Raw genomic sequence first — 24643 nt, 5'->3', positions numbered from 1 at the left:
TTAAATAATTAAGATATCGTTACAGTTGATGAGTCGCTTTAAAAATCATTAATTCAGCACTGGTTTATCAGGGGCTTATCAGCGGGTTTGAAGCACGCCAACTAAACGCCTTTAGTATCATGGGATATCTTAGTGTGTTACTGAAAAATTTCAGCTTACGTTGTATTTTTTTAAGGTTTATGAATGGACACTATACCGATAATTTACGACCGATTTTCTTGCAACAATTGTGCTGATAAAGGCAAGCTTGATTTCGATTTTACCATGGCCTTTCAACCCATCATTAACTGTAAAACCCGCAGCATATTTGGCTATGAGGCATTGGCGCGAGGCTTAAATAACGAGTCTGCATTCTCTGTGATATCTCAAGTCAATGATGACAACCGCTATCTATTTGATCAGCTGTGCCGAGTGAAAGCCATTGCCCTAGCCGCTAAGCTTAAGCTCGATACTATCCTGAGCATAAACTTTCTTCCCAACGCCATCTACAAACCTGAACGCTGCATTAGAACCACCTTAGAAGCCGCCAAACTGTATAATTTCCCCACCAATAAAATCATGTTTGAGTTTACGGAGAGCGAGAACATGGGTGATGCCAATACTGTTAAACGTATCCTCGAGTACTACAAGGATACAGGCTTTATCACCGCCATTGACGATTTTGGCTCTGGCTATGCTGGCTTGGGATTACTGGTAGATTTTCAGCCCAAGATAATCAAATTTGATATGAAGCTTATTCGTAATATTGACCAAGACAAAGTTCGCCAGGCTATCGTTCACAATTGTCTGAATTTATTTCGACAACTCAATGTAACTCCGTTAGCTGAAGGAGTAGAAACAATTGAAGAAATGGTGTGGCTACGAGATGAAGGTATAGAGTTAATGCAGGGTTACTTGTTCGCCAAACCCGGTTTTCAATGCCTACCTCAAGTCAATTTTAATGAATTACCTTAATAACCTCAGCTCGGGTTAAGTAACAAATATGATGCTCTGTCTATCACTTCCTAGCAGTGCTAGCTCTTAAACCACAGCCTTAAACCACAGCTCGATTTCATCGGTTTCTACCTCAAACTCGGCGCTATGCTCTGCAAAAGCGGGCACGTGATACCACTGGCCCACGCCAATGCGGGTTTGCTCACCCTTTAAGGTCAGTATTAACTCGCCGCGGGTAATCACGCCATAGTTATCGGTATCATGCTGATGGGGTGGGATTTGGGTTCCTGCGGGGTAGGAGGCAAACAACACATCGGCACCTTGCGCCGCTAATTTGTAGGCATCGAAGCGGCCATCATAAAGTGGCAAACTCTTTATTTTATCTGGATACTGACCCGGCATAAGCATTTCCCTATTTTTGATTTTGACTCCCATAGCTTCAAGCAAACGCCTTGCCTAATAAGACTCGCTGGAGTACAAGCTGTAGCTATAACTATGCCATTAGCCCAATATAAAAAGAAGCCTAGCTATTGGCTTCTTTTTATCAATTTTTCATTCACTAAGCTCTTACTAAGCTCTGACTAAGCTAAGCGCTTAAAGCTTAATATTTGATGCTTAAGGTTTAATGCTTAAGGTTTAAGTGACAGGGATTTATTTTCGATGGCGCTGGTTTGCGAAAATACGTCCTGACCTTTAAGGATCTGCGACGGGCTGCTTGAGCCATTCACCACCAATTGCCACAAAGTGCTAATTTTTCCCTGACCGCCAGTATTGATATAGAAACCACTCCAAGAAGTGATTGAATTGCACGACTCTACCGAGTTAAGCCATTTAGTGCTAAAGCTGATGGCCGTGCCAAACACCCAACCATTGACGGGATAGGGGCTATTTTGACAGGCAAAGCCAGCGGCCCTGTTGATGTAGCTGCCAGTCAGCTCACCTTGGGCGTTAATGCTATTGATATAGAGGGTTGAGCCATCTTGATTGACCCAGGCAGACATTGCCGTCAACTCTTGGGCCATCAAGGTGCCACTCATCCCACAAAGGCAGAGTAGAAAAGCCCCCACCTTGAGATGATGAAACGATGATATTGTGACTTTCACTTTATTGAGTAATTGCATTAGGGGAGATAATAGAGAAGTGTTCATGGTAATCATTCCTTAATTAATTGACGTCATCCATAAAAGGCTGAGCATTCAAGCAATATCCATGCACAGCCCTTACCCCATAAGCATAGTTAATAACTGTCTTTTTCGGGCAACAAAAAAGGCTAAATCCTGTTTAGCCTTTCATCCTTTGCCACAGTAATGGCGTCATTTATGCCTTCAATAGCTAGGTTTTTAAGCGCCCTAACTGCTCGTGTTGGCGGGCAACCAGTTTGGCTAAGCTTTGACTGCTCTGCTGCGCTTCATCGGCGAGGCGTGAAAGCTCGGCTGCCGAGTCTGAAATGCCGGTGATATTACGGCTCACTTCTTCAGTCACAGCGCTCTGCTCTTCCGCGGCGGCGGCAATGTGAGTCACTTGACCTGACACTTCACTAATCTGCACTACTATGCTGTTAAGGTAAGTTAAGGCTTTGTCGGTTTGCTCCACCGCTTGCTGGGCGCCAGCGACGCCTTTATCTATGACGCTGGTGGCACTCAGTACTTCTTTTTGCAGCGAACTAATCAAGGCGCTGATGTCATTGGTCGAGCTTTGGGTTTTTGAGGCCAATGAGCGCACCTCATCGGCGACAACAGCAAAGCCTCGTCCCTGTTCACCCGCCCTGGCAGCTTCAATAGCCGCATTCAATGCTAACAGGTTTGTTTGCTCTGCAATCGCGCTAATCACCTCCAAAATACGGCTAATATTGTTGCTACTTTCAGATACTTGACTGACTGCCTGCTTCGCTAGCAAAGAGTCTTTTGACATGGCCTCAACAAAGGCCATCGCCTGTGCTAGGCTCTGCTCGCTGGACTTAACATTTTTAGACATGGCCTCGGTTTCCAGCGCCGTCTGCTCGGAGGCTTTGGCTACCTCCTGCGCCGTGGCACTGAGTTGATTCACTGCTGTCACGACACTGTCAATTTCACCGTATTGGCGATTCACGCTGTCACGGGTTAAGTTGGCAATCTTAGCCGAGGTGCGGCTTTCATCTTGGGAGCTGTCAGCCAAGACTTTTAAATCGCCGATCAATAGCCGCAGCTTAGTAATAAAGGCACTAAAACCCTTGGCTAATGCAATTAATTCTGCGTGTGAATCGACCTCTATGGTCTGGGTGAGATCCCCTTCGGCGCTGCTGAGACTCTCCACTCTTTGCTGAATTTTCTTCAACGGCGATATGATGCTAGAAATAACCACTCTAATCGTTATCACAGCAAACACAGAGGCCGCTATTCCAACCATCAATAATAACGTGCCTAAAGAGGCGGCCGAATCCGACATGGCTTTATCCATGGCAAACACAGCTTCAAATGCTTGGGCTTTGGGTACTTCTATTACTAGAGACCAACTGGTATTCGCTAAAGGAATGGATATAGGATAAGCCACAGCAATATCCTCTCCCATATCAACAAAACCTTGTTGACGGCTTAAATTAATCAATAACTCCGCTTTTGCTTTGGGAATAGATTCGCTCAAAGGTCGCGCTTTCTTATCATAATGACTGGCTGCCACCACCAACCCTAAATGGCTTAATAAGGTCACTTTGGCCTTACCTTGGTATAAACTGTTGGACAATTTTTCAATCAAGGTTTGAAATACGGGCAAATTCACATCAACCCCTGACATGCCTTTAAACACGCCATCGACCACAACAGGCACGGTTAAAGAAGTCATTAAGGCATTGTTGCCTGGGGTGATCTCATACAGGTAGGGTTCCATTAAGCAGGGCTTTTTGCTGTCTTTTACGCACAGATACCACTCAGCTTCACGCAAACCAAACTCATTGAGTGTCGCATTGTATTTTTCTTGTGACTCCTCAACTTGAATGTGCTCTGCTTGGCCTTTATCGTTACGGGCATAATACACTTCAAGGGTGCCAGAATTCGGTACACTGTGGCTAGCGCCAGCAAAGTATTCTGCATCTTGGCCATCATATCCATTAGGCTCAAACTGCGCATACATGGATGAAATTTGGGTATTTTTATCTAACATGGCCGCGACAGACATTTCTAATCGAGAACGCTCTAAGGGATCCTCTTTGGAAGTACGCTCTAACATGCCAGAAAAAGAGAAAGGGATCCGGTAGGCTTCATTGATAAATGCCGCGACTTGTTGACCGTATTCCCCAGCTCTGGCATCGAGTTTACTTTTTATTTCACTGTGAAGCGCTTGCTGGACTTGCTGTGATAACTGGGTATTTTTATCCGTTAATGCCCACAATAAGCTCAGTGACAACACGGCGACAGTCACCAAAAACAGACCCGATGTGATCCACAATAATTTAGAGCTAATAGACAAGCTTTTCATGTATTGACCTCTGTGAACAAAATATCGATATAAGCGATGCGTCCTCCATGACCCGTACTAGAATGTGATTGGTACAATCATCACTGACAAGTAGCTCCCAATACTGTCATTGAGCATAGCTTAAAAAATACCAATGTCTCTGCTTTGAAGCCATCACTGGATAAAATAGCTAATGCACTCAATGGTAAACTAAAAAGCAAGCTAAGACGACAACTCAAGAAGGCGTCTCAAAATAGGAAAGCTTGAATATTATCCACCAATCCCTAGCCCTCCATCGAGCTAGGGCCAAGTGAACAGGTTAAGGTTTAAAAACTTTATCGAAGCAAGTTGCCATAATATCTAGCCCTGCATCGAGCTGCTCATCGGGCGCAGTTAGCGGTACGAGAACTCTAAGCACGTTGCCATAGGTGCCGCAGGACAATAAGATCAAACCAAGATTTCTCGCCTCGGTTAATATTTTCGGGCAATATTCAGGGGCAGGTTTACCGTCTTCCATCAGCTCGATGGCAATCATGGCACCAAGGCCTCGTACCTCGGCAATTTGCTTATACTTAGCCTGCATCACCGCCAGTCGCGCTTTGATATGCTCGCCCATTCTGTTAGCCCGCTCGAGTAAGTTCTCTTGCTCAAACACCTCAATGACGGCCAGTGCTGCGGCGCAAGCAATAGGGCTACCGCCATAGGTGCCGCCTAGGCCTCCAGCTGCGATGGCATCCATGACACTTGCTCGTCCTGTGATCCCTGAAAGCGGAAAACCGCCGGCAATGGATTTGGCGAAGGTAGTGATATCCGCCGCCACCCCCATTTGTTCCATGGCGAAGAAAGTGCCGGTGCGACCAGCCCCCGTCTGCACTTCATCGGCAATAAGCATGATGCCTTCTCGATCGCATAAATCCCGAAGGCGCTTCATGAAGGCTGGCGTCGCGGCATAGAAGCCACCTTCCCCTTGCACAGGTTCTAAAATGATCGCCGCAATATCGCTGGGCTCAGCATCATTTTTAAAAATTTGCTCGATGGATGCCATGGCATCGTCTTCAAACACCCCATGAAGCTCACAAGGGAAAAGCGCCCGATACACGTTAGCCGACATCAGCCCCATGCCCTTGCTGTAGGGCGCCACTTTGCCAGTCAATGCCAGCGTTGCCATAGTCCTGCCATGATAAGCCGAGGTAAAGGCAATTACGCCCGCGCGCTTAGTATGAGCCCTGGCCACCTTGATGGCATTTTCTACCGCTTCAGAGCCACTGGTAAACAGGGCGCTTTTCTTAGGGAAATCCCCTGGCACCAGTTGATTCAGCTTTTCGCACACTTGGATATAACTCTCATAACCTAGCACCATAAAGCAGGTATGGGAGAAGTCCTCAAGCTGAGCTTGCACCGCCGCCTTGACCTTAGGGTGAAGGTGACCAGTATTGAGCACGGCAATCCCGCCTGCAAAGTCGATATACTCGCGCCCTTCCACATCCCATACTGTGGCGTTTTCTGCCCTTTGGGTGAAAATGGGATGAACATGGCCGACTCCCGGCGCCACAGCCGCAAGGCGGCGGGCCATCAAAGCTTCATTTGTTGTACTCATTAGCGGCTCCTATACCGACATACAGATGTATTTCATTTCTAAGTATTCTTCGATGCCATATTTTGAGCCTTCACGGCCAAGGCCCGATGATTTAATCCCGCCAAAGGGGGCCACTTCTGTGGAGATAAGCCCAGTATTCACCCCCACCATGCCGTACTCTAGGGCTTCAGCCACCTTATAAACTAAGGAGATATCGCGGCAATAGAAATACGCCGCCAAACCAAATTCTGTGTCATTGGCCTGAGCTATCACATCATCCACATCATCGAATTTAAACAAGGGCGCCAGTGGGCCGAAGGTTTCTTCCTTGGCGACCCGCATACTGGCGTTCACTTGGCTAAGCACGGTCGGCTCAAAGAAGTTACCGCCTAACCCATGGCGCTTGCCGCCCACTAACACCTTAGCGCCTTTATCTAGGGCATCATTGATATGTTCAGTCACCTTAGCCACGGCCGCGGCATTAATCAGTGGCCCTGTGGTCACCCCGTCTTTGAGCCCATTACCTAAATTGAGCTTATTCACCGCGGCAACCAGCTTAGTGGCGAAGGCATCATAAATCCCTGCCTGCACATAGATGCGATTAGCACACACACAAGTCTGCCCCGCATTACGGTATTTGGCTATCATGGCGCCTTCTACCGCTGCATCAAGGTCCGCATCATCAAACACGATAAAGGGCGCGTTACCGCCAAGCTCCAAGGAGAGTTTTTTAAGGGTCGGCGCACACTGTTGCATCAAGGTGATGCCCACTGGCGTCGAGCCGGTAAAGGATAATTTGCGCACTATGGGGCTCTCGCACAGCACATTACCTATGGCGATAGCATCCCCCGGCACCACATTGAATACCCCTTTGGGGATCCCCGCTCTGTGGGCAAGCTCTGCAAGCGCCAATGCACAAAAAGGCGTCTGCTGTGCAGGTTTTACCACCATGGTGCAACCTGCCGCCAGCGCTGGTGCGGCTTTACGGGTGATCATAGCTAAGGGGAAGTTCCATGGGGTAATGGCCGCCGTCACCCCCACACCTTGGCGTATGACAGTGATGCGTTTATCTGCTTGATGGCCTGGAATGGTATCGCCATAGACTCGCTTGGCCTCCTCGGCAAACCATTCGATAAAAGCGGCACCATAGGCCACTTCGCCCTTGGCTTCAGACAGTGGCTTACCCTGCTCATGGGTCATGATAAGGGCAAGATCGTCTGTGTTCTCAATAATCAATTCAAACCAACGCCTAAGCTTGCTACTGCGCTCTTTTGCCGTCAGCGCTCGCCACGCGGGCAAAGCTCCTGCAGCCGCATCAATAGCAGACTGAGTTTCCTTTGCCCCCATATGCGGCACACGAGCCAGAGGCAACTGGGTTGCAGGGTTGAGAATAAGGCTAGTCTCGCCGCTAAGGGCATCACACCAAGCCCCATTGATATACGCTTGCTGACGAAACAAACTAGGATCTGATAATTCTTGAATGCTGGATAGCTGCACACCTGCCTCCTTCCGAGCGTGCTTTTATGTCAGCACGCTGTGGGGTAAAAAATGGCCTAAGCCAAAGTGGAATAACGTAAATGGTTAGATACCAAACTTATCTCTTAAGGTGTAATACCAAGCGCCCAGTGCACTAAAGGGGACTCGCAGGGCATGACCGCCGGGGAAGGGATAATGAGGCAGACTCGCAAACGCATCAAAACGGGTCGCCTGACCGTTGAGCATCTCGGCGATTAACTTGCCCGCAAGGTGCGTATAAGTCACCCCGTGGCCGCTACAACCTTGAGAATAATAGATGTTATGCCCAATGCGCCCCACTTGAGGTAAACGCGATAGGGTCATCAAAAAGTTACCTGTCCAAGCGTAATCGACTTTGACATCTTTAAGTTGGGGGAAGGTTTTAAGCAGTTTAGGCATGATAAGCGACTTGATGTCCGCAGGATCGCGGGCGCCATACACAACGCCACCACCAAATAGCAGGCGTTTATCGCCAGATAAACGATAATAATCAAGAAGATAATTACAATCTTCAACGCAATAATCTTGTGGTAACAGACTCGCCGCTAACGCATCATCGAGGGGCTCGGTGGCGATCACTTGGGTGCCACAAGGCATAGACTTAGCGTGGAGTTCCGGCAGCAATTTACCTAAATAAGCGTTGCCCGCCACCACCACAAATTTGGCTTTAACTTGGCCAAGGGCGGTGTGAACCACAGGATTTTGACCATCATCGACCTTGATCACCGCCGAGTCTTCAAAAATCAGACCTCCTAGTGACTCAACCGCCCGCGCTTCACCTAAGGCGAGATTAAGCGGGTGAATATGTCCGCCACTCTTATCCAGTAAGCCGCCGACATAGATCTCAGTGTCAACCACCTTGCCTATGGCCGCTTTATCTAGCATCTCTAAATGGCCAAGATGACCGTGCTGCTCCCACAGCTGCTTTTGCCCTTCAAGATGGCCCATTTGTTTAGCATTGAGCGCCGCAAACACGCCGCCATCTTTGAGATCGCAGTCGATATTGTATTTTTTGATCCGCTCGCGAATGATGCGACCGCCTTCAAAGGCCATTTGACCGAAGAGTTTGGCCTGCTCTTTACCGACGACTTTCTCAATGGAGTCGATATCCCGGCTAAAAGAATTAACAATTTGGCCGCCATTTCTGCCTGAGGCGCCCCAACCTATTCTAGCGGCCTCCAATACCACCACCTTCATGCCACTTTCCAGTAAATGCAGTGCTGAAGATAAACCGGTATAGCCGGCGCCAATAATACAAACATCGGTTTCAATTGAAGATTCTAAACGTGGGCGCTCAACTTTATCATTGGCTGACGCCGCATAATACGAACTAGCATGGGGTGTGGTAGACATAGAACTTCCTTTGTAGGGTCAAAGCGAAACGGCACTAATTCATCCTACACTCAAGCAGCGCCATTTTAAAAGAAGAATAACCCACAGGCTTAAATTAACTTTTAGTTAACCATGAGTTAACAGTGCAATAGCGATAAATAATGGCCTTAATGGTTAGATTAAGGCCATGAGATTGATACTTACGTCACAGCTTGTCTCAACAAACCCAAAGCTGCAGCAAAGTCGCGCCTAAAACCACAACAACCACAGCCCCCCCAAAAAGCCACAGCTAAAGCACTTGCCGTTGACGCTTATGCTTAACATGAGTGAGTGTTAAGGCCATCAAACCAATCACAGCCACAGCTATCCCCACAGGCTGGCTCAATGATTGCGGTAAACCTAGGCCTATGCCGGCGGTGACTATGTAAGAGACAGTCACGCTGGTGCCCATAATAGCCGGCAAGCTCACTATCCAATGGAAGGCACCTCGATCAAATAAATATTTAGTGGCAAGCCACAGGACGCTAGTGGATAACAGCATGTTAGAAAAGGCAAAATAGCGCCAAATCAAGGAGAAATCGATTTTTGTCATTAAGTAAGCGATAACCAAAATGGGAATCGCCACCAGCAAACGATTACGCACACTCTGGGGAATATTAAAGGCATCTATCAGGGTGAGGCGCAGCGATCTAAAGGCGGTATCGCCCGACGTAATAGGGAACACGGCCACGGCAATAATGGCCATCACGCCGCCAGCAACCCCTAAATAACTGCTGGCCACTTGGTTAACCACTAAACCTGGGCCGCCTTGATCAAGCAAAGTTTTGAGCTCAAGATAACCACCGGGAAATGCCGCCATGCCCGCGGTCGCCCAAACACAGGCCACCACACCTTCAGAAATCATAGCGCCGTAATATACAGGCCGCACATAACGCTCATTGGTTAAACAGCGCGCCATTATCGGCGCTTGAGTGGAATGAAACCCACTGATAGCGCCGCAAGTGATAGTCACAAACAACAAGGGCCACACAGGCAAGCCATCGGGATTAGGCGCCAACAACTCATTGTTATAATGGCTATGATCAAAGTAAGCCAGCACATCTCCCATCACAGGTAACTCTGGTGCATTAAAAAGAATTGCCAGCCCAATAGAGACTGTCATGACTATCATCAAGAGGCCAAAAGCGGGATACAACTTAGTGATAATTTTATCAATCGGCAGTAAGGTCGCCAAAAAGTAATAGGCTAAAATAACCAACACCCAAAAGGTGTTATTGGCCAGTATTGTGCCTTCAAACAGTGCTAGATTACTGAGTAATCCCGCCGGGCTCATGATAAACACCACCCCGACGAAGAACAGCAGCATGGCGGTGAACAGCAGCATGACGGCTTTAAAGTAGCCATTAAAGTAATGACCGGCGATTTCAGGCAGGCTCTTGCCATCTTCCTTAATGCTCAACACACCCGAGAAATAATCATGCACTGCGCCGCCGATGATATTACCCAGCACAATCCAGACTAAGGCGATAGGCCCATAAAGTGCGCCTAAAATCGGGCCGAAAATAGGCCCGACCCCAGCCACATTAAGAAATTGAATAAGGTAAGCTTTAAGGGGATGCACTTTGACATAATCCACCCCATCATCAAACCGTGCCTGAGGCGTTTGAGCCTTGGGGTCTATGCCCGCTTGACGCTCGACAAAGGGGCTGTAAAACTTATAGGCGAGTAATAGCAGGCCAATACAAATCAAAAAAATCAACATATTGCGTATCCATACTTGGAATATCTGAAACCTCGAGTGTTATTCAGTTAGCAACTCAGGTCAATAGTTCCTCTGGCATACTAAGCCCAGTAACCGCTCCCCTGTCACTGCTAAGTCGGTTATCTCAAAGTCGTTTGTTATTTCAGCGCATTAGCATGCAAAGATGACGGCTGGATCAGCTCATCCCTTATCAGTTGCAATAAGAAGGTTTCTCGCTCGATTGATAAGCCTTTCTTTTCACTATTGGCCATAGTGCTAAGGTTGTGATTGATGGCTTCATCGATATCGACCCAGACTGGGGTCATGCCATTGTTGATTTCGTGGGGTTCAAACTCAGTGTCACCCAGCTCGGCCTCTATCTGGCAAGTAAAGCAATAAGACAGCATTTTCAGCACACTATAGCCGTCGCGACGCCATGGACGGTATTCTTCATAGACGCCAAAGGGGCGAATTTGGCTCACGCCTTTGGCCCCCGTCTCCTCCCGTAACTCACGAATGAGCCCAAGTTCAATGGCTTCGCCTTCATCTACGCCACCGCCAGGCAAACTGTAATCATGATAGCGCTCAGTATAGAGGAGTAATATCTGCTGCCCCTTGAGCACGATAGCCCGAGTGGCAGGCCGAGTTAGCATGGCTGATTGATGCAGGGCGACGAACTCTTTAGGCGTGTCGTGATGATAATTGGTGGCTAAATGGCGCATGACAATACTTCTAAGATTTAAGTGGAATAAGGGAAATAAGCACAGCCAGGCATAATACTCGCCTTGCCGAGGCGCTTCAACCTAGGTGCCACAAGCGCTACAACCTAGGCGCATTGCGGCGCCATGGAAAAAGGGCAATGGCGCAAAAAATGGAGGGAGCCAGGCTCCCCCCATTAAGCTCATACCTAGTCCCTTGAGTCTTATTGAGCCTGATCTAATGAAAAGTCTAACCTGACTTTCTGTTTGCGAACTTCTACTGGGTTACCTTGCTCCATTTTAGGCTTATATTTCCAACCCTTAATGGCATGGATAGCCGCTTTATCGAAAATACGTTTTGGTTCGGCATCTATGACCTTAGCGTTAATCACAGCACCTAAGGTACTGATATCAAATTCGACAACCACAAAGCCTTCTTTGCCATCTCTGGCGGCCGCGATCGGGTATTGGGGTGAAATTTGGATAACTGGCATAGCATCGGCAGAAGCCGCCTCACGGCCAAAGGTTTCGGTTGGCGTAGGCATGACAGGTGGCGCAATACTGGTGATAGAGTCTACACCAGGCGTTGTGTTTTGCGGCACGCTAGTGGGCACAGGTCTTGGCGTTACCGCAGGAGGCTGAAGCCGTTGGATTTTCTGCGGCGCTGTAGGCTCGGGAATGTCTTGCAAAAAATGCAGTATTGGCGCTTCTGTCGCTGTGCCTGTGAATATTTGATCATTTTTAACAAGCTGCGACATAAAAATAAATAAAATCAGTGTTATGAAAGCACCACTCATGGTTATGGCACTGCGGCTAAACAGGTTATTTTGAGTCATAGACGATCCTTTTCAGTGTAGGTTGCTATAAATCCCAGCCCAAGAAAAGCAACCTGCTATATTTCGCCGCTATTCCGAGTTAAGGTTATTTATCATTAGCAGCATTCACTCACACTTACCAAACATTTTGTTACATTTTAAAAATAAAACCCCATATTTTACAAATATTTAACCAGATAAAAACCATAAAACAACAGTTGCACCTTAACACTTACATCATTGAGTGGAATTACATCTTAAATTCATTAGCCTTTATTTGAATAATAAAGCCAGCCCAGCACCTTACTAGAACCGTTCATTTAACGAAATCGTGTTTCCGGCCGCTATCTTACAGCCGCCATTCTTCGACCCCAATGCCGATGCAGCCGTTAACTATGGTGGTATTGCTGCTGTGATTGGCCATGAAATGGGCCACGGCTTTGACGATCAGGGTTCAAAATCTGACGCCAATGGCATTCAGCGCAACTGGTGGACAGACAAAGACAGAGCCGCTTTTGAAGCTAAGGCCGACATACTAGCCAAGCTAGTACAGCAAATATGACTGGCATATTTTAAGTGGACATTTGGTAATGAAATATTAATAATATCATCAATGATTTATTGAAAAGCATTTGAATTTATTGGGAGCTAAAACATGAAAGCCTTCACTGTCGTTGTTTTGATAATAATGATGTTGTTTCTTTCAGCATGCCAACTCAATAAACGAGTTAAGTCTCACACATCAATAGCTCAAGCAGAACAAATGTTTAATCAGCGGGTTCCCATAGCTGTCACTAATTTAGCACTTTTTAATAATGCGTATGAACATAAAAAAGGGTCCTCTGGCGTATTAGGGATTTTTCCTGACACAGCTACGCTAGTCAATTTTGATACTTATCTCTCACCCGCAAAAGTGGTGATCTTGCCCCATAATACCAAAAACATCATCATTCAAAGCTACGTCTCATCTGCTTCAAACGGAGCTATGTTTTTGTTTTACCCTCTAATCACCGCTTTTGATAATGACAAAAGACAACTTGCTCAAATCAAGCCTCGTTACGAATTTGAATTCGATAAAAATGTACTTAGTAATCAATTTGTTCTCCCTGAAAAAACTCGCTACATTCTCATCCACACAACACCTGAATTTACAGGCATGTCATTCACAGAGTCGAATGCAAACTACAAGGTGTCTTTATTAAATTCAGAAGCCATTATGGTTGCCAGTGCTGTTGTTACAGGCATACCCCTTGCATCCACCGCTGGCCCTACAACATATCTACCAGAATATGCCGACTTCAACTTAGCAATTATCGGCAATATAAAATTAATAATTCCTTAGTTTTGATTTTAGAGATGGATAGGCCGTCACTTTCTATGAGTCGTCACCTAGCGCCATGGCCTCTTTTATTTCATCACTGCTAAAGCCTTTTCGGGATAAATAGCCATAGGCTTTTGACTTGTCTTTATAGTCCGATAAGTCATAGCGTTTTTTTGCCAGCTCATTTTTACAGCTTCGATAAAAGTCGATTTCCTCTGTCAGACTCAGTTGATACAGCGTCTCTTCAAAGTCGCTCACATCAATCAACCGCTGTTTAAGTTCCTGCAAGATGAGGGTCTTGCCCTTGCCTTTATTAAAGAGTTTGATGATCTCAGTGGCTAAGTTCACCTTGTCGGCTTTTACGGCTAATTTACTGCGCAGTGTGTCTTGGGCTGGGTGCTGTGAGATGGCATGTTCTATTTCGGCCCGCGAGAAGCCTTTAGTGGTCATCTGGGCATGAACTTTCTCTCTATTGGTGCCATAAAAATTATCATATTTATTAAGCAGCCTAGCAGCCGCCATCTCGAAGGCATCGACGTTTTGCTCATCCATCACTTGTGCTATGGCGGCATCGATTTCGGCTTCCTTGATGCCCCGCAGTTGTAATTTACGTTTTATCGCACCTTTGCCTAGCTCATTACTGAAGGCCATTTCACAATATCGCACGGCAAAGTCATGGTCACTTTTTAAATAACCGTTGTCTATGAGTTTAGCCAGTACTTCGTCAATCCATTGTTGATTGTCGGTTTTACGCTCAAGTTTGGCGCGAATTTCATTAATGGTGAAATCTTGCTGACCAAGGTGCCAATAAGCACTGTTAAACACATTCTCTATGGTCTTGGCTTGTCGTAGGGTTGGGCGCTGCATAACAAATTGATCTTAAATTAAAAGTCATCACAGCAGTGTACCAAAGCCTAAAGTGTTGAGTAATACCCATCTGATTTATTTAATGGATACAGGCTCATTTAGTCCATTTGATAGCGCAGGGTGAGGAAAACTGATCTAGGCTGCCCAACGAAGTAACGGTAGGAGCCAAAGGCAAAGTCGGCCCGCTCGGCATAATCCTTATCTAACACGTTGTTCAGTCGCAGTGACAGCGCAAGCTTATCGCTTATTTGAACTTGGCCGCGTAAATGAAGCAGGTCATGACCGGGATAACTGGCGCTATTCTCTGGGTTTAGGTAATACTCGCCCAAGTGCTGCCATTCTAACTCCAGTTGCAGATTGGTGCTGGGCGTCCAACTTACACGGGTATTGAGCATTTCCTTCGGCGCGGTATCAATCTGATTACCCTCAATGCTCTCATCAATTAGCCGCAGGTCATTGGCGTATTCATGTTCGGCAACACTGCCCCCTAATGAGAGCATCCATTGGTCGTTAAATGCGTAAGAGAGTGAAAACTCAAACCCTAGATGCTGAGTTTCCCCGTTGCCGACATATTGACTCTGGCTATCTTGAAAAATGAAATGACTTTTATGCATTTGGTAGAGACTAAGCTCATAGGAAAAACTGTCTAAATAGCCTCTGAGGCCAAATTGAATGCTGGTTAATTGCTCAGTATCCAAATCGGCACTGATTTGCCCTGCCTGTAATCGGTACAGTTCACTAGTATGGGGGGCTCGAAAGCCTTGGGCTAATTCCCCATACAGGTTCAATTGCTCATTAACTTGATATACCAAGCCTAAACGGGGCGACCAGTGGCCAAAATTGCGAGTTTCATCTTCGGGGCGGTAGAAGCGACAGTTTGAAACCCCTAAGTCACAAGCACTGCCTGAGCTTAAGCGGTTATCATAGTCGTAAACAATATGATCATAGCGAACCCCTAGGTTGACTGTGAGGACTTGAGTGGCAAACCAGTCGACATCGACAAAAGGAGACATGCTGCGACTATCGACGCGATAATCATAGTGTGCCCCTTGGGGAATACTCGCAGAGAACGCCCCTTTTTGAGTTTCTTGTAGCTGACCTTGGGTAAATTCCAGATCTAGCCCTCCATGCCAGCTGAACTCGCCTTGGTGTTGCGAGTAAACACTCTTGATGCCCATACTGCGATGACTGTTGTCTTCCTCTGGCTGCCAAGGGAAATAATGCTGCAGGAAGGTCATCTTGTTATAACGCAGATAAGGGGTAATGTTCAGTTCGCTATCTTGCTCGCTACCCGGCATTTCCCAGCTAAGCCGGCTATAGGCACGCCAAGATTGGCTATGGCGAAACGCCTCTGGATTGGAGTTTTGACGCTTTAACGCCTCATCTTTATAGGCGAATTTACCGCGAATAAACCCGGCGGTTTGTTGGTTAATGTGGCTGGTGCTCAACATGCTTTTTACCGAGAACGCATCCTGCATATACTGATGAACCAAATTAAGCTTTTGCTGTTCATAGCCACTGCCCTCTTGGTAGCCACCATCATGGCTCGCATTAGCATACACTCCTAAGGCATGGTTATTCTTGACACTTTGAGTGCTGACACTGCTGCGCCAGTAATTGTCTGGGCCAATTTCCTGGCTTAAATATTCATCCCTTGGCACAAACATATCCGGGCTAATAATATTGATGGTGCCGTGCACGGCATTGGCCCCATAGAGCACGCTGCCAGGCCCTCGGATGACTTCGATACGGCTCGCTTGCTCGGTATTAGTATCAAACAGCTGATTGACGTTACAAAAGCCCGCAGCTCTTAGACTAATGCCATCTTCTGCCATGAAGAATGCCCCACAAGCCCCTGCCCCAGTTAACACTGGCGATCGTATCGCGCTTAAATGTTCTTGACCATTTCCCCTGCTTATCCAACTGCCGGGAACCCGAGCTAGGGTTTGATTGATGTGTTGGTGACCGATAGCTTGTAGTTGGTGTTCATCGACCACACTGATGCTAGTGCTATTGTGTTTGATTGCCATAGCCTGGCGGCTTGCGGTGATGGTTAACACTTCAAGAGGGCGTGGTTTGATAGTCTGTGCTGTGTGTTTTGTTTCTGAAGCAGGCCTGCTAGCTTGCTTAACCTTTGCGTTAGCGTCTGTCTTAAGGCCAGCATTAAGGTCAGCACTTGCGTCAGTCTTAGCGTCAGTTGCCAAAGAGTGCTGTGGCACTAAAGCGAGTACCAAGCTGGCGAGTACCAAGCTGAGCACTCGCCCCGAGACTTGAGGCGAGACTAGTTGAAGGATACGTCTTATCACGAGTGCATTAGACCTTAATCGCCATAAGTCACGCGATAAATCACGTTAGCAAAGTCATCGGCGACAAGCAGGCTGCCATCGCCAAGCTCCATTAGCGCTGCGGGACGGCCTAAGGTTTTTTCATCCTTCATAAAACCGGTAATAAATGGCTCATATTTAACGACCGTCGAGCCATTAAGTGTGACCATTCCAACTTTATAGCCAGACTTTTTACTGCGGTTCCAGGAGCCGTGTTCGGCCACGAACAATTGCTGCTGATAGGCCGCTGGAAAGTGTTTTCCAAGATAGAAATGTATCCCAAGTGGCGCCACATGGGCACCGAGCTTGAGTGCTGGCTGGACGTAATCGGTACTTTTTTTCCCCTCTGAAAAATTTGTATCGGCAATTGTGCCTTCATGAAAATAGGGGTAACCGAAGTGAGAACCCGGCTTGCTAAGGCGGTTAATCTCATCGGCGGGCACGTCATCACCTAGCATGTCGGCGCCATTATCACTGAACCATAATTCGCCGCTGCTAGGATGAAAATCAAAGCCAACACTGTTACGCACCCCTTGGGCGAGTTCGGTGAGGGTTTTGGTTGCCATGTTCAAGGAAAAGAGTCTGGCATGCTTGTCGGTCGGGGCTTCACAGATATTACAGGGGGCACCCACAGGGATTATCAGCTCGCCATTGGGGGCGAAGCGCAGAAACTTCCATCCATGATGGCTATCATGGGGTAAATCTGAGAAGAAAACCTCAGATTTAGGCTGATCGAGATGGTCGTCAATCTGGCTAAATTTAAGTATTCGATTAATATCTGCCACGTACAGGTCGCCGTCTTTAAAGGCGATACCCGAGGGGCGTTTCAACCCTTTGGCAATTAACCATCGCTTCTCTGCCTTACCGTCATTATCCTTATCTTGTAAGGCATAGACATTGCCAGCATTCATAGAGCCAACATAGACTATGCCTTTGTCGGACAAGGCCATTTGCCTAGCACTGACGACATCTTCTGCAAAGTAATCAATCTTAAACCCTGGCGGCAATGACAATTGATCTAGGCTAATCGCCTCGGCGCCGTGACTGGCGAGAAATATAATGGCAAAGAGTAAGTGCTTCATTAATCAATTCCTTGATAAGTGGAAAAAGACAAGCATAAACCATAAAACATCAAGACTATCATATTATTGAGTCTAGTTTGCTTGGCGCTACTTGCTTGAGCTTGCTTGAGCTTGTTTGAGCTTGTTTGAGACAGCCTGAGCTTGTTTGAGACTGCTTGTTTGAGAAAGCAAGCTCACCTTTAGCCCCCCAGCACTACATCATTGGCTCACAGCCGGAAATAACCGAAAACACCATTTAACTGTACTGTAAATGACAGTACTTTACGCTGAGTTTCGCTGAATAATCAGGTATAGGTGGGGGTTAGGCCAATCATCATTTTCCAAGTGCCTGCAAATGCAATTGCATTCAGTGACAGTCTTTAGCACTGCGGGTATGCCCATCGCTGAGTGATAGAGCATTTGGCCAAGAAACTCATTACTCCCTTCACCTGGTTCATCAACGGCGCCAGTGGTATAAATTAACACCCCATTAGGCGTTAAGGCATTGCAGAGCTTCTTAAGTATGTTCGATTGTTCAGTTAAAGGCGCATGCCAAACGCTGTCCCATGCTGAGATAAAATCATATTGTTTAGGGAAATCCCAGATACAAATATCCCCATGATAAAACTTAACATTGGGATGGTTTTCCTTAGCAAGCTTAAGCATTTCAATTGAAAGGTCTAGCCCTTCGACCTCAAAACCCTCCTTTAATAAAAGATCGATAATGCGGCCACTGCTTCCACAACCTATGTCTATCGCGATTTGTTTATGTTTGACGCTTTGCAGCGCACGCTTGTGCTGCGCTATACCATTATCACGATTAAACTTATCGCTAGCCCAATGCGCGGCGATCTGGTTGTAATTGTCAGCTTGCTTCAATGGGTCCATATCCATGACTCCGTAATAAATGCCATAGCCTTAGCTAACCGTCATCCTTGGCAAACCAAAACCATCTAACAACTTGAATTAGTTAGCATTTTAATCCAATCACAACCAAGCTAAATGTTACCGAACTCAATGTTACCGAACTAAGTGTTACCCACGCATAGCTAACACTTGATGCAAAATCCCTATGATTAGGCCGCCGCTTTGATCGCCTTCTTGACCTTTTTTAACGCCATGCTTTGCTTTAACGGCGACAGGTAATCGATAAAGAGCACGCCTTTTAAGTGATCGATTTCGTGTTGCAATACGATGGCAAGAAAATCATCATTGTCGATAATCACTTCGTTGCCGTGTCGATCTAAGCCTGTCACTTTCACGCGGCTAAAACGCTCCACATCGGCATAATAACCAGGTACGGATAAGCAGCCTTCCTGTCCTTTCTCGATATTCGTACCCTCGATGACTTCTGGGTTGATGAGGATCAAAGGGGAATCTCTAGTTTCTGATATATCTATGATGATTATGGCTTCGTTTCTGCCCACCTGAGTCGCGGCTAAGCCTATGCCATCTTCAGTGTGATACAAGGTATCCAGCATGTCATCGATGAGACTCTGCACCTGTTCAATATTGCTCACTTTTTTCGCTGTGACTTTTAGCTTCTCATTTGGAGCTTTCAGAATGTCTAAAACGGCCATTTTTTCTCGCTATTTAATTTAGGTTCAGGCTTAGGTTTGATGTTATATCGACTATCATAAGTGGCTTATGATAGTTTGCACAAATGAGTAAATTAAAGTGACTGAGCAAGCCGTTACGAGTTTAAATCGGGGCGAGCCAATACACTTAATATCCAATCTAGGTAGTTTGACACTCTGACTTGTTAAAACTCATCCTACATTGACTAAATCCTTGATGCAAAGCACTTAAACCTATCACCCAGTTCGCAAGGGTTAACCGTTCAACCCTTATTCGATTAGCTAACAGGAACGTCAAATGAAAATACCCACGGTTTTTATCAGCACCACGCTCGGCGCTAAGATATTTTCTATCACTACTTTCATCACTCGCATCACTATCACGGCATTCGCTACATTCGGCGTATTTCCAACTTATGCAGCCAGCAATGAAGTGAAAATCGATGAGCAAAGTTTTAGCTGTATTCGAGATATGACCCCAGTGCGTCACTTTTATGTTGATAATTTACTTGGCGATATGGAAGGTACCTTAACGTCGGCCAATGCACCGCAAGGGGCTGTTTATCCCGCGGGGTCTGTGGTGCAATTGGTGCCAACAGAAGCCATGGTTAAGCGAGAGGCCGGCACCTTCCCCGCCACGGGAGATTGGGAGTTTTTTGAATTAACAGTAGATGAGCAAGGCTCAAGCATTGCAAAACGCGGCTTTGTGGATGTGAATAATCGTTTTGGCGGCAATTGCTTCACTTGCCATGTTCCCGCAGCAAAAAAGTGGGACTTCATTTGCGAGTCAGATCATGGCTGCGAGCCACTTCCAATCGATCATAAAATGACAGGGGCGCTGCAACGCTCAGATCCCCGTTGCGGCGATGCGGCCCTCGAGTCCGGTGACACCTTAGCCTTAGTTAAACTTAAGCTTATGATCACCTTTGGCATAATTAACAAATGGTTTGAAGACCTTTTTTAACCCGTATACTGCTATATGAGCTTAGCTTATGGCTTACTTTTTAAAGCCTAGGGTTAGTCACATTCTATTGGCTGTGAACGCCTGCACATGAGTCTGTTGCCTTATTAACACTTGTAATGGGTTTTCTCGCTACGATAAACCTCACGTTCTGTCTTTTTTCGTGAGTGTCTGAGCTAAGGTTAGCAAGTAGCTCATTGCAAAAGTCTGGGTATTCTGCTCCTATCTCATCTTTAAGCCTGTTCATTCGATTTAAGCGAGCCGCCCAGCCATGGATAATTTCTGCAGAAGCTGCACCAGTAAAGTTTAACTCTGGATCCGTCACATCATTATCAAGGTACACTATGTCAAATCCAGCATTTTGCAACATGCTCAGCATCTTAGAGCCAAAATCGAAATCATAAATACCAGACTTGTATGATTCAAGCTCAAATTTCAAGACTTTCTCGTAGTACTGACTCTTTTTCGCGAGATTGCCGGAAATAAAGCAAGAAATATCGAGTAATGCGATCCAGCCTCCTTGCTTCATCGATGCATTTAAATAAATTAAAAAGTCCAGTGGATTGCGAAGATAGGATAGAGAAAAACTGCTCCAAATTCCGTTTGTGGATTCGATAAGCTGACTATCAAGGCTCAGAAAATCTGAGCATATGAAAGTTTGATTGACGCTTTTTTGTGACTCACAGATATCAATGAAATCCTGATTAACATCAATGCCAATGACATTTTTCACTCGGAGCGAAAAAAGCTGGGATACATCACCGACTGAGCAACCAAGATCAATAACCGTGTCTTCACCACTATAGGGGATAGACTCAAGGTAGCGCTCCCAGTCCCTCCAATTTTGTTGTTTTTTATATTCTTGAATGAGGCTCACTCTTCGCCCCCCGGTACTTTTGGGTTCTAACAGCTGAATACACTGAGTGCTAGATAAAACCCGCGATATAAGTGATTGATAAATATCATCCTACAATACCTAAATCATTGATGTAAAGCGCTGTTGTCTGCTTTCTTTTTGCACGAATTTAACCATGGCTCGTTAATCCGCTTACCTAGGCGGGATTCATGCGACCTGGCAATGTTCCCCTAAAGTACCACTACTGAAGGGGACTGCTCCTTAACATCCAAAAGGCAGTGGCCAGCCTAGTCGTGATGCTTGTCTTTATGTCCTTTGTCCTTGTGCCCTTTATCCTTATGGCCTTTGTCTTTTTTGCCGCTGTGCTTATGATGATGAGGCTCATACTCGTTAACATACCAGCTGTCCTGAACAAACATCACCCGCTCACCGCACGCCTGATATTTATGGCAATGCTTGTGCCAATTTTTGGCATGTTTATCGGGTACGCGCAAATAAATCACTTGCTGAGAGAAGGCTACAGCCTCCACCAATATAGGCTGTTCATAGATGACTCTTGGCTGTGGAAATCCACCAATATCGATACGGCCAAAGAAACCTGGCTGATCCACACTGATGGAGACGCCAACGTCGGCAGCCTGCGCTGGAAAAATAAGGTTGCCTGTGAATAACAGGGTGGCAAGTAGTAAAGGCTTCATGGTGGAGCTCCTTTGTAGTCATCAGTGCCAGTAGGGATCAATTCTTCACCGCCAATCATCACAAGCCATCTGCACAAGCCATCTGCAGCACCATTGTCATCATGGTGTGCCGCAAGCTTAAGCAATTAGAGTGGGTGGATTAGATCCATCTTGGACGGGCGACTAATGCGATTGGTATAAGGTTAACTAACTTGAACTAACTTGAGCTTTACGAGGATCACCCAGTGAATTTACGCCTCAATCGCATTTATTACAAGTGAATTGAATATGGCGTGCAATGAGGCGTTTACATTGAGCATGAGAACCGCGATCGACAAATAAGCTTAAGGCTAGGTTGCCCTTACCAAACCACTCTGAAAATACCTATCCAAGACTGAAAGCATCAACCTGTTTTTAAGATCACTAGTGTTTAGTAAATACTAGTGATATGCTGTCGCTACTGTTAACTGAACACTAGTGAGGGTGCCATGGAAAAAATGGATGAAAAAGATATCGAAACTAATGATCAGCTTATTGATCCTTTAGTTAAGAAATTTAGCAAGGAACTCAGCTCAGGTACCTCAGCACTGGTGTTGCTATGCATTTTAAACCATGCCGCAACGCCACTTTATGGGTATCAAATTGCCCGGCTATTAGGTCACAGCAATACCGATAAGCAAGGGGCTATCTACCCAATATTACGAAACATGGAGGCCAAAGGCTTATTAACAAGCCAAATGCAAGCATCCGAAAGCGGCCCACCAAGGAAGTACTTCAAGATATCAATGCTTGGCAAAAACGTACTGAAAGAATGGCTAGCTGTGTGGCATCGCACTCAGTCTTTCGTTAATCAGACAATCGCAGGTCAAACAAAGGGAGAGAACGATGTTAAATAAAGCCATAGAACAGGATATTCAAAATTATCTGCATCAACTCGTCGCAGAACTTGCGGGGCAGGATGCTGCGCTCATTCAAGATGCAAAATATGATGCAGAAAGCCACTTTCGTGCTGCTGTGGAAGAGGCTGATACCCAGACTAATCCTATGCCTGAAATAATTGAGCATTACGGTAGCCCTGTGGAGGTAGCCCAGTATTATCGCGAAATGGAGTTAACCGTTAATTGGGCGCTACACGGCCACAAAAAGCCCAAAAGCCTTAATAAATCGCATCCTGTGTTCTCAATATTAATCGATATGTCAGCCTATAAAGCGCTAGTTTATTTCCTCCTAAGCCTGCCACTCGCTATCGCTTATATGGCATGGACCGTAATGCTTGGCTTCAGTAGCGCCGCAGCATCCATAGTCTTGATTGGGATCCCAGTATTTATATTATTTATCAACTCAATGCATTTTTTTTCTTTGTTCGAAGGCCGATTAATCGAAACCTTTCTAGGTGAGCGCATGCCCCGCAGGCCCATCTATCCGCAGAAACAACCGACATTACTGTCCTTGGACGCCATTAAGGCCCTTTTTCAAAACCGCCGTAATTGGACATCGAGCTTGTATCTGATGCTGCAACTGCCGCTGGCAATTGTCTATCTTGTGGTTATTGTTGTGCCCGCCTTGCTTGCAGCGGTTTTGTTTTTGTCACCTATTGTCGACCCCATAATGCACGCCATAAATCCTTCCCTAGACATAGATATTAATTGGTATTGGTACCCTATTACCGCCCCCTTAAGCGCGCTTTGCTTACTGCTGTCATTGCATTGTGCAAAATTTATTGGCAAACAACAGGCAAGATACGCTAAGTCAATGCTGGTCTCGACTTAGGCCTAATTTATACCAATCCTATTAGTCAGTGTTCACATTCAATTTCTACTCGTAGAGGGATCCTATGAAACATATAAAGTCATTGGCAGATAACTACCCTATCAGCGCCTTTTTGCTGCTTTGTTTTGCTATTACTTGGACAGTTTGGTTTAGTGTTCCAGTCATTGCTAGCACTGACTGGGCATTGGGTAAAATCATCGTTGGTGCGGGTTTTGGGCCTGCACTGGCGGCCATTATTTTGGCTCAGTTAAATGGCACTGGCTGTAAAATAGCCTCAAGGTGGTGGGGGTGTTTTGCTGTTGTGTTTACCCTAATGGCCAGCATTTACAGCTCGATATTAATGACTGGCGATGCCATCACAGCAACAGCATTTCAATCGGCTGTGCCTGTGGGCTTCTCATTTGCCAGTGTCTTGTCGGTAATACTGTCCTCGGCAATGGCGGCCTTTATCGTTTCCTGCCTGGTATGCAGTCGCGATCCTAGATTAAACAGCATTTTAAGCTGGCGCGTTCCGTTGAGATACTGGTTAGTTGCGCTATTTTTACCAGCTAGCTGGATGCTATTAGGCTTACTCAGCGCATATTTAATGGATAGTCCAATTCCATTATCCATCGACGGTGATGCGCCAGGGCTTTCAAATGAACTATTTTTGCTGCGCAGTTTACTCTTTACCTTTTTGGTGGTCGCCATTGGTGAAGAGGCTGGTTGGAGGGGGTGGTTATTGCCCGCGCTGCAACGACGTTTTAGCCCATTAATGAGTTCTTTTCTCTTAGGGCTGGTATGGGGAGCCTGGCATTTTCCGCTGTTTGTTATCGGCCAATACGCCGAATCACCCGTGGCGACCTTTGCTAAAATGGGAGCCTGCGTCATGTTAGCGACCATGTTTACTTGGCTATACAACCGCGCTAGTCACAATTTGCTACTTGCCGTAGTGCTTCATACGGCGTTTAATAACACGCCGCGACTATTACCACAGACAGAACAAATGGCCTTGTTCTTGATGGCAATCCTAGCGAGCATGATCATTTACGACAAAATGTGGCGGCCCATACCTTATCCCAACCTCACTTTGCACCATGCTAAGGAACGCACGCCTTGTTAATCACGTTTGCCTGTAAACATTAGCGAAGTATTAGAACAAAAAAAGACCTAACACTATGTTAGGCCTTTTTGTTCAGCAAGATATCGAC

22 protein-coding genes and 1 pseudogene are annotated in these 24643 nt (G+C 46.2%); 7 read left to right on the top strand and 16 right to left on the bottom strand.

Annotation, left to right across the window (positions count from 1 at the left end; genetic code table 11):
• Nucleotides 1-183: 183 nt before the first annotated feature.
• Complete coding sequence (locus tag SDEN_RS04755) at nucleotides 184-954, top strand: EAL domain-containing protein (protein WP_011495366.1); 771 nt, start codon at nucleotides 184-186, stop codon at nucleotides 952-954.
• Between the two features lie 66 nt (nucleotides 955-1020).
• Here the strand turns inward: SDEN_RS04755 and SDEN_RS04750 are convergent, their stop codons facing one another.
• The 9 genes from SDEN_RS04750 to SDEN_RS04710 form a co-directional block, all read right to left on the bottom strand.
• Nucleotides 1021-1335 (bottom strand): cupin domain-containing protein, encoded by a 315-nt coding sequence (locus SDEN_RS04750; RefSeq protein WP_011495365.1) that lies wholly within the window; start codon nucleotides 1333-1335, stop codon nucleotides 1021-1023.
• Nucleotides 1336-1562: 227 nt separating this feature from the next.
• Nucleotides 1563-2081 (bottom strand): avidin/streptavidin family protein, encoded by a 519-nt coding sequence (locus SDEN_RS04745; protein WP_011495364.1) that lies wholly within the window; start codon nucleotides 2079-2081, stop codon nucleotides 1563-1565.
• A gap of 184 nt (nucleotides 2082-2265) precedes the next feature.
• Nucleotides 2266-4383, bottom strand: a complete 2118-nt coding sequence (locus tag SDEN_RS04740; RefSeq protein ID WP_011495363.1) for a methyl-accepting chemotaxis protein — start codon at nucleotides 4381-4383, stop codon at nucleotides 2266-2268.
• Between the two features lie 298 nt (nucleotides 4384-4681).
• On the bottom strand, nucleotides 4682-5959 hold the full coding sequence (gene gabT / locus SDEN_RS04735; RefSeq protein ID WP_011495362.1) for a 4-aminobutyrate--2-oxoglutarate transaminase: 1278 nt from the start codon (nucleotides 5957-5959) through the stop codon (nucleotides 4682-4684).
• Between the two features lie 9 nt (nucleotides 5960-5968).
• Nucleotides 5969-7435 (bottom strand): NADP-dependent succinate-semialdehyde dehydrogenase, encoded by a 1467-nt coding sequence (gene gabD, locus SDEN_RS04730; protein WP_011495361.1) that lies wholly within the window; start codon nucleotides 7433-7435, stop codon nucleotides 5969-5971.
• 84 nt (nucleotides 7436-7519) lie between these two features.
• Complete coding sequence (locus SDEN_RS04725) at nucleotides 7520-8806, bottom strand: NAD(P)/FAD-dependent oxidoreductase (RefSeq protein WP_011495360.1); 1287 nt, start codon at nucleotides 8804-8806, stop codon at nucleotides 7520-7522.
• A 268-nt stretch (nucleotides 8807-9074) separates the two neighbouring features.
• Nucleotides 9075-10547: a carbon starvation CstA family protein gene (locus SDEN_RS04720; RefSeq protein ID WP_011495359.1), complete on the bottom strand. Its 1473-nt coding sequence runs from the start codon at nucleotides 10545-10547 to the stop codon at nucleotides 9075-9077.
• A gap of 137 nt (nucleotides 10548-10684) precedes the next feature.
• Nucleotides 10685-11248, bottom strand: a complete 564-nt coding sequence (locus tag SDEN_RS04715; RefSeq protein ID WP_011495358.1) for an NUDIX hydrolase — start codon at nucleotides 11246-11248, stop codon at nucleotides 10685-10687.
• A 200-nt stretch (nucleotides 11249-11448) separates the two neighbouring features.
• Complete coding sequence (locus SDEN_RS04710; protein WP_011495357.1) at nucleotides 11449-12060, bottom strand: energy transducer TonB; 612 nt, start codon at nucleotides 12058-12060, stop codon at nucleotides 11449-11451.
• 289 nt (nucleotides 12061-12349) lie between these two features.
• Between SDEN_RS04710 and SDEN_RS04705 the strand changes: the two are divergent.
• Both SDEN_RS04705 and SDEN_RS04700 read left to right on the top strand, forming a co-directional pair.
• A pseudogene (locus tag SDEN_RS04705) lies at nucleotides 12350-12595 on the top strand (M13-type metalloendopeptidase); the annotation flags it as partial.
• Nucleotides 12596-12694: 99 nt separating this feature from the next.
• Nucleotides 12695-13381 (top strand): hypothetical protein, encoded by a 687-nt coding sequence (locus tag SDEN_RS04700; protein ID WP_011495355.1) that lies wholly within the window; start codon nucleotides 12695-12697, stop codon nucleotides 13379-13381.
• A 33-nt stretch (nucleotides 13382-13414) separates the two neighbouring features.
• Here the strand turns inward: SDEN_RS04700 and SDEN_RS04695 are convergent, their stop codons facing one another.
• The 5 genes from SDEN_RS04695 to def form a co-directional block, all read right to left on the bottom strand.
• A complete protein-coding gene (locus tag SDEN_RS04695; protein WP_011495354.1) occupies nucleotides 13415-14227 on the bottom strand; it encodes a RecX family transcriptional regulator in 813 nt (270 codons plus the stop codon).
• Nucleotides 14228-14325: 98 nt separating this feature from the next.
• Complete coding sequence (locus SDEN_RS04690; protein ID WP_011495353.1) at nucleotides 14326-16533, bottom strand: TonB-dependent receptor; 2208 nt, start codon at nucleotides 16531-16533, stop codon at nucleotides 14326-14328.
• Nucleotides 16534-16547: 14 nt separating this feature from the next.
• Nucleotides 16548-17633, bottom strand: coding sequence for a PQQ-dependent sugar dehydrogenase (locus SDEN_RS04685; RefSeq protein WP_011495352.1), 1086 nt, complete (start codon nucleotides 17631-17633; stop codon nucleotides 16548-16550).
• A gap of 261 nt (nucleotides 17634-17894) precedes the next feature.
• Nucleotides 17895-18500, bottom strand: coding sequence for a class I SAM-dependent methyltransferase (locus tag SDEN_RS04680; protein WP_011495351.1), 606 nt, complete (start codon nucleotides 18498-18500; stop codon nucleotides 17895-17897).
• Nucleotides 18501-18688: 188 nt separating this feature from the next.
• The gene (gene def, locus SDEN_RS04675; protein ID WP_011495350.1) at nucleotides 18689-19192 is read right to left on the bottom strand and encodes a peptide deformylase; all 504 of its coding nucleotides are present in this window, start codon (nucleotides 19190-19192) and stop codon (nucleotides 18689-18691) included.
• A 295-nt stretch (nucleotides 19193-19487) separates the two neighbouring features.
• Here def and SDEN_RS04670 point away from each other — a divergent pair, with 295 nt between their 5' ends.
• On the top strand, nucleotides 19488-20153 hold the full coding sequence (locus SDEN_RS04670) for a hypothetical protein (protein ID WP_011495349.1): 666 nt from the start codon (nucleotides 19488-19490) through the stop codon (nucleotides 20151-20153).
• Between the two features lie 64 nt (nucleotides 20154-20217).
• On the opposite strand, the gene SDEN_RS04665 is transcribed toward SDEN_RS04670, so the two are convergent.
• Together SDEN_RS04665 and SDEN_RS04660 are read right to left on the bottom strand one after the other, a co-directional pair.
• Nucleotides 20218-21027, bottom strand: coding sequence for a methyltransferase domain-containing protein (locus tag SDEN_RS04665; RefSeq protein ID WP_011495348.1), 810 nt, complete (start codon nucleotides 21025-21027; stop codon nucleotides 20218-20220).
• A gap of 266 nt (nucleotides 21028-21293) precedes the next feature.
• Complete coding sequence (locus tag SDEN_RS04660) at nucleotides 21294-21704, bottom strand: hypothetical protein (RefSeq protein WP_011495347.1); 411 nt, start codon at nucleotides 21702-21704, stop codon at nucleotides 21294-21296.
• 467 nt (nucleotides 21705-22171) lie between these two features.
• Between SDEN_RS04660 and SDEN_RS04655 the strand changes: the two genes are divergently transcribed.
• The 3 genes from SDEN_RS04655 to SDEN_RS04645 all read left to right on the top strand — a co-directional run bounded on the left by SDEN_RS04655 (nucleotide 22172) and on the right by SDEN_RS04645 (nucleotide 24555).
• Nucleotides 22172-22579, top strand: coding sequence for a PadR family transcriptional regulator (locus SDEN_RS04655; RefSeq protein WP_011495346.1), 408 nt, complete (start codon nucleotides 22172-22174; stop codon nucleotides 22577-22579).
• On the top strand, nucleotides 22569-23453 hold the full coding sequence (locus tag SDEN_RS04650; protein ID WP_011495345.1) for a sensor domain-containing protein: 885 nt from the start codon (nucleotides 22569-22571) through the stop codon (nucleotides 23451-23453). Before SDEN_RS04655 ends, SDEN_RS04650 begins: the two co-directional genes overlap by 11 nt.
• 64 nt (nucleotides 23454-23517) lie before the next feature.
• Nucleotides 23518-24555, top strand: coding sequence for a CPBP family intramembrane glutamic endopeptidase (locus SDEN_RS04645; protein WP_011495344.1), 1038 nt, complete (start codon nucleotides 23518-23520; stop codon nucleotides 24553-24555).
• Nucleotides 24556-24643 lie beyond the last annotated feature (88 nt).

The organism is Shewanella denitrificans OS217 (assembly GCF_000013765.1).
In the GTDB taxonomy this organism is placed as follows: domain Bacteria; phylum Pseudomonadota; class Gammaproteobacteria; order Enterobacterales; family Shewanellaceae; genus Shewanella; species Shewanella denitrificans.
Note: the sequence above shows the minus strand (reverse complement) of the source record. Positions and strands in the feature narration are given on the sequence as shown.

Excerpts from the sequence above, each read along its gene's own strand:
- SDEN_RS04755 (WP_011495366.1), top strand. The coding sequence starts at position 184 with ATGGACACTATACCGATAATTTACGACCGATTTTCTTGCAACAATTGT.
- SDEN_RS04750 (WP_011495365.1), bottom strand. The coding sequence starts at position 1,335 with ATGCCGGGTCAGTATCCAGATAAAATAAAGAGTTTGCCACTTTATGAT.
- SDEN_RS04745 (WP_011495364.1), bottom strand. The coding sequence starts at position 2,081 with ATGAACACTTCTCTATTATCTCCCCTAATGCAATTACTCAATAAAGTG.
- SDEN_RS04740 (WP_011495363.1), bottom strand. The coding sequence starts at position 4,383 with ATGAAAAGCTTGTCTATTAGCTCTAAATTATTGTGGATCACATCGGGT.
- gabT (WP_011495362.1), bottom strand. The coding sequence starts at position 5,959 with ATGAGTACAACAAATGAAGCTTTGATGGCCCGCCGCCTTGCGGCTGTG.
- SDEN_RS04725 (WP_011495360.1), bottom strand. The coding sequence starts at position 8,806 with ATGTCTACCACACCCCATGCTAGTTCGTATTATGCGGCGTCAGCCAAT.
- SDEN_RS04720 (WP_011495359.1), bottom strand. The coding sequence starts at position 10,547 with ATGTTGATTTTTTTGATTTGTATTGGCCTGCTATTACTCGCCTATAAG.
- SDEN_RS04715 (WP_011495358.1), bottom strand. The coding sequence starts at position 11,248 with ATGCGCCATTTAGCCACCAATTATCATCACGACACGCCTAAAGAGTTC.
- SDEN_RS04710 (WP_011495357.1), bottom strand. The coding sequence starts at position 12,060 with ATGACTCAAAATAACCTGTTTAGCCGCAGTGCCATAACCATGAGTGGT.
- SDEN_RS04700 (WP_011495355.1), top strand. The coding sequence starts at position 12,695 with ATGAAAGCCTTCACTGTCGTTGTTTTGATAATAATGATGTTGTTTCTT.
- SDEN_RS04695 (WP_011495354.1), bottom strand. The coding sequence starts at position 14,227 with ATGCAGCGCCCAACCCTACGACAAGCCAAGACCATAGAGAATGTGTTT.
- SDEN_RS04685 (WP_011495352.1), bottom strand. The coding sequence starts at position 17,633 with ATGAAGCACTTACTCTTTGCCATTATATTTCTCGCCAGTCACGGCGCC.
- SDEN_RS04680 (WP_011495351.1), bottom strand. The coding sequence starts at position 18,500 with ATGGACCCATTGAAGCAAGCTGACAATTACAACCAGATCGCCGCGCAT.
- def (WP_011495350.1), bottom strand. The coding sequence starts at position 19,192 with ATGGCCGTTTTAGACATTCTGAAAGCTCCAAATGAGAAGCTAAAAGTC.
- SDEN_RS04670 (WP_011495349.1), top strand. The coding sequence starts at position 19,488 with ATGAAAATACCCACGGTTTTTATCAGCACCACGCTCGGCGCTAAGATA.
- SDEN_RS04660 (WP_011495347.1), bottom strand. The coding sequence starts at position 21,704 with ATGAAGCCTTTACTACTTGCCACCCTGTTATTCACAGGCAACCTTATT.
- SDEN_RS04655 (WP_011495346.1), top strand. The coding sequence starts at position 22,172 with ATGGAAAAAATGGATGAAAAAGATATCGAAACTAATGATCAGCTTATT.
- SDEN_RS04650 (WP_011495345.1), top strand. The coding sequence starts at position 22,569 with ATGTTAAATAAAGCCATAGAACAGGATATTCAAAATTATCTGCATCAA.
- SDEN_RS04645 (WP_011495344.1), top strand. The coding sequence starts at position 23,518 with ATGAAACATATAAAGTCATTGGCAGATAACTACCCTATCAGCGCCTTT.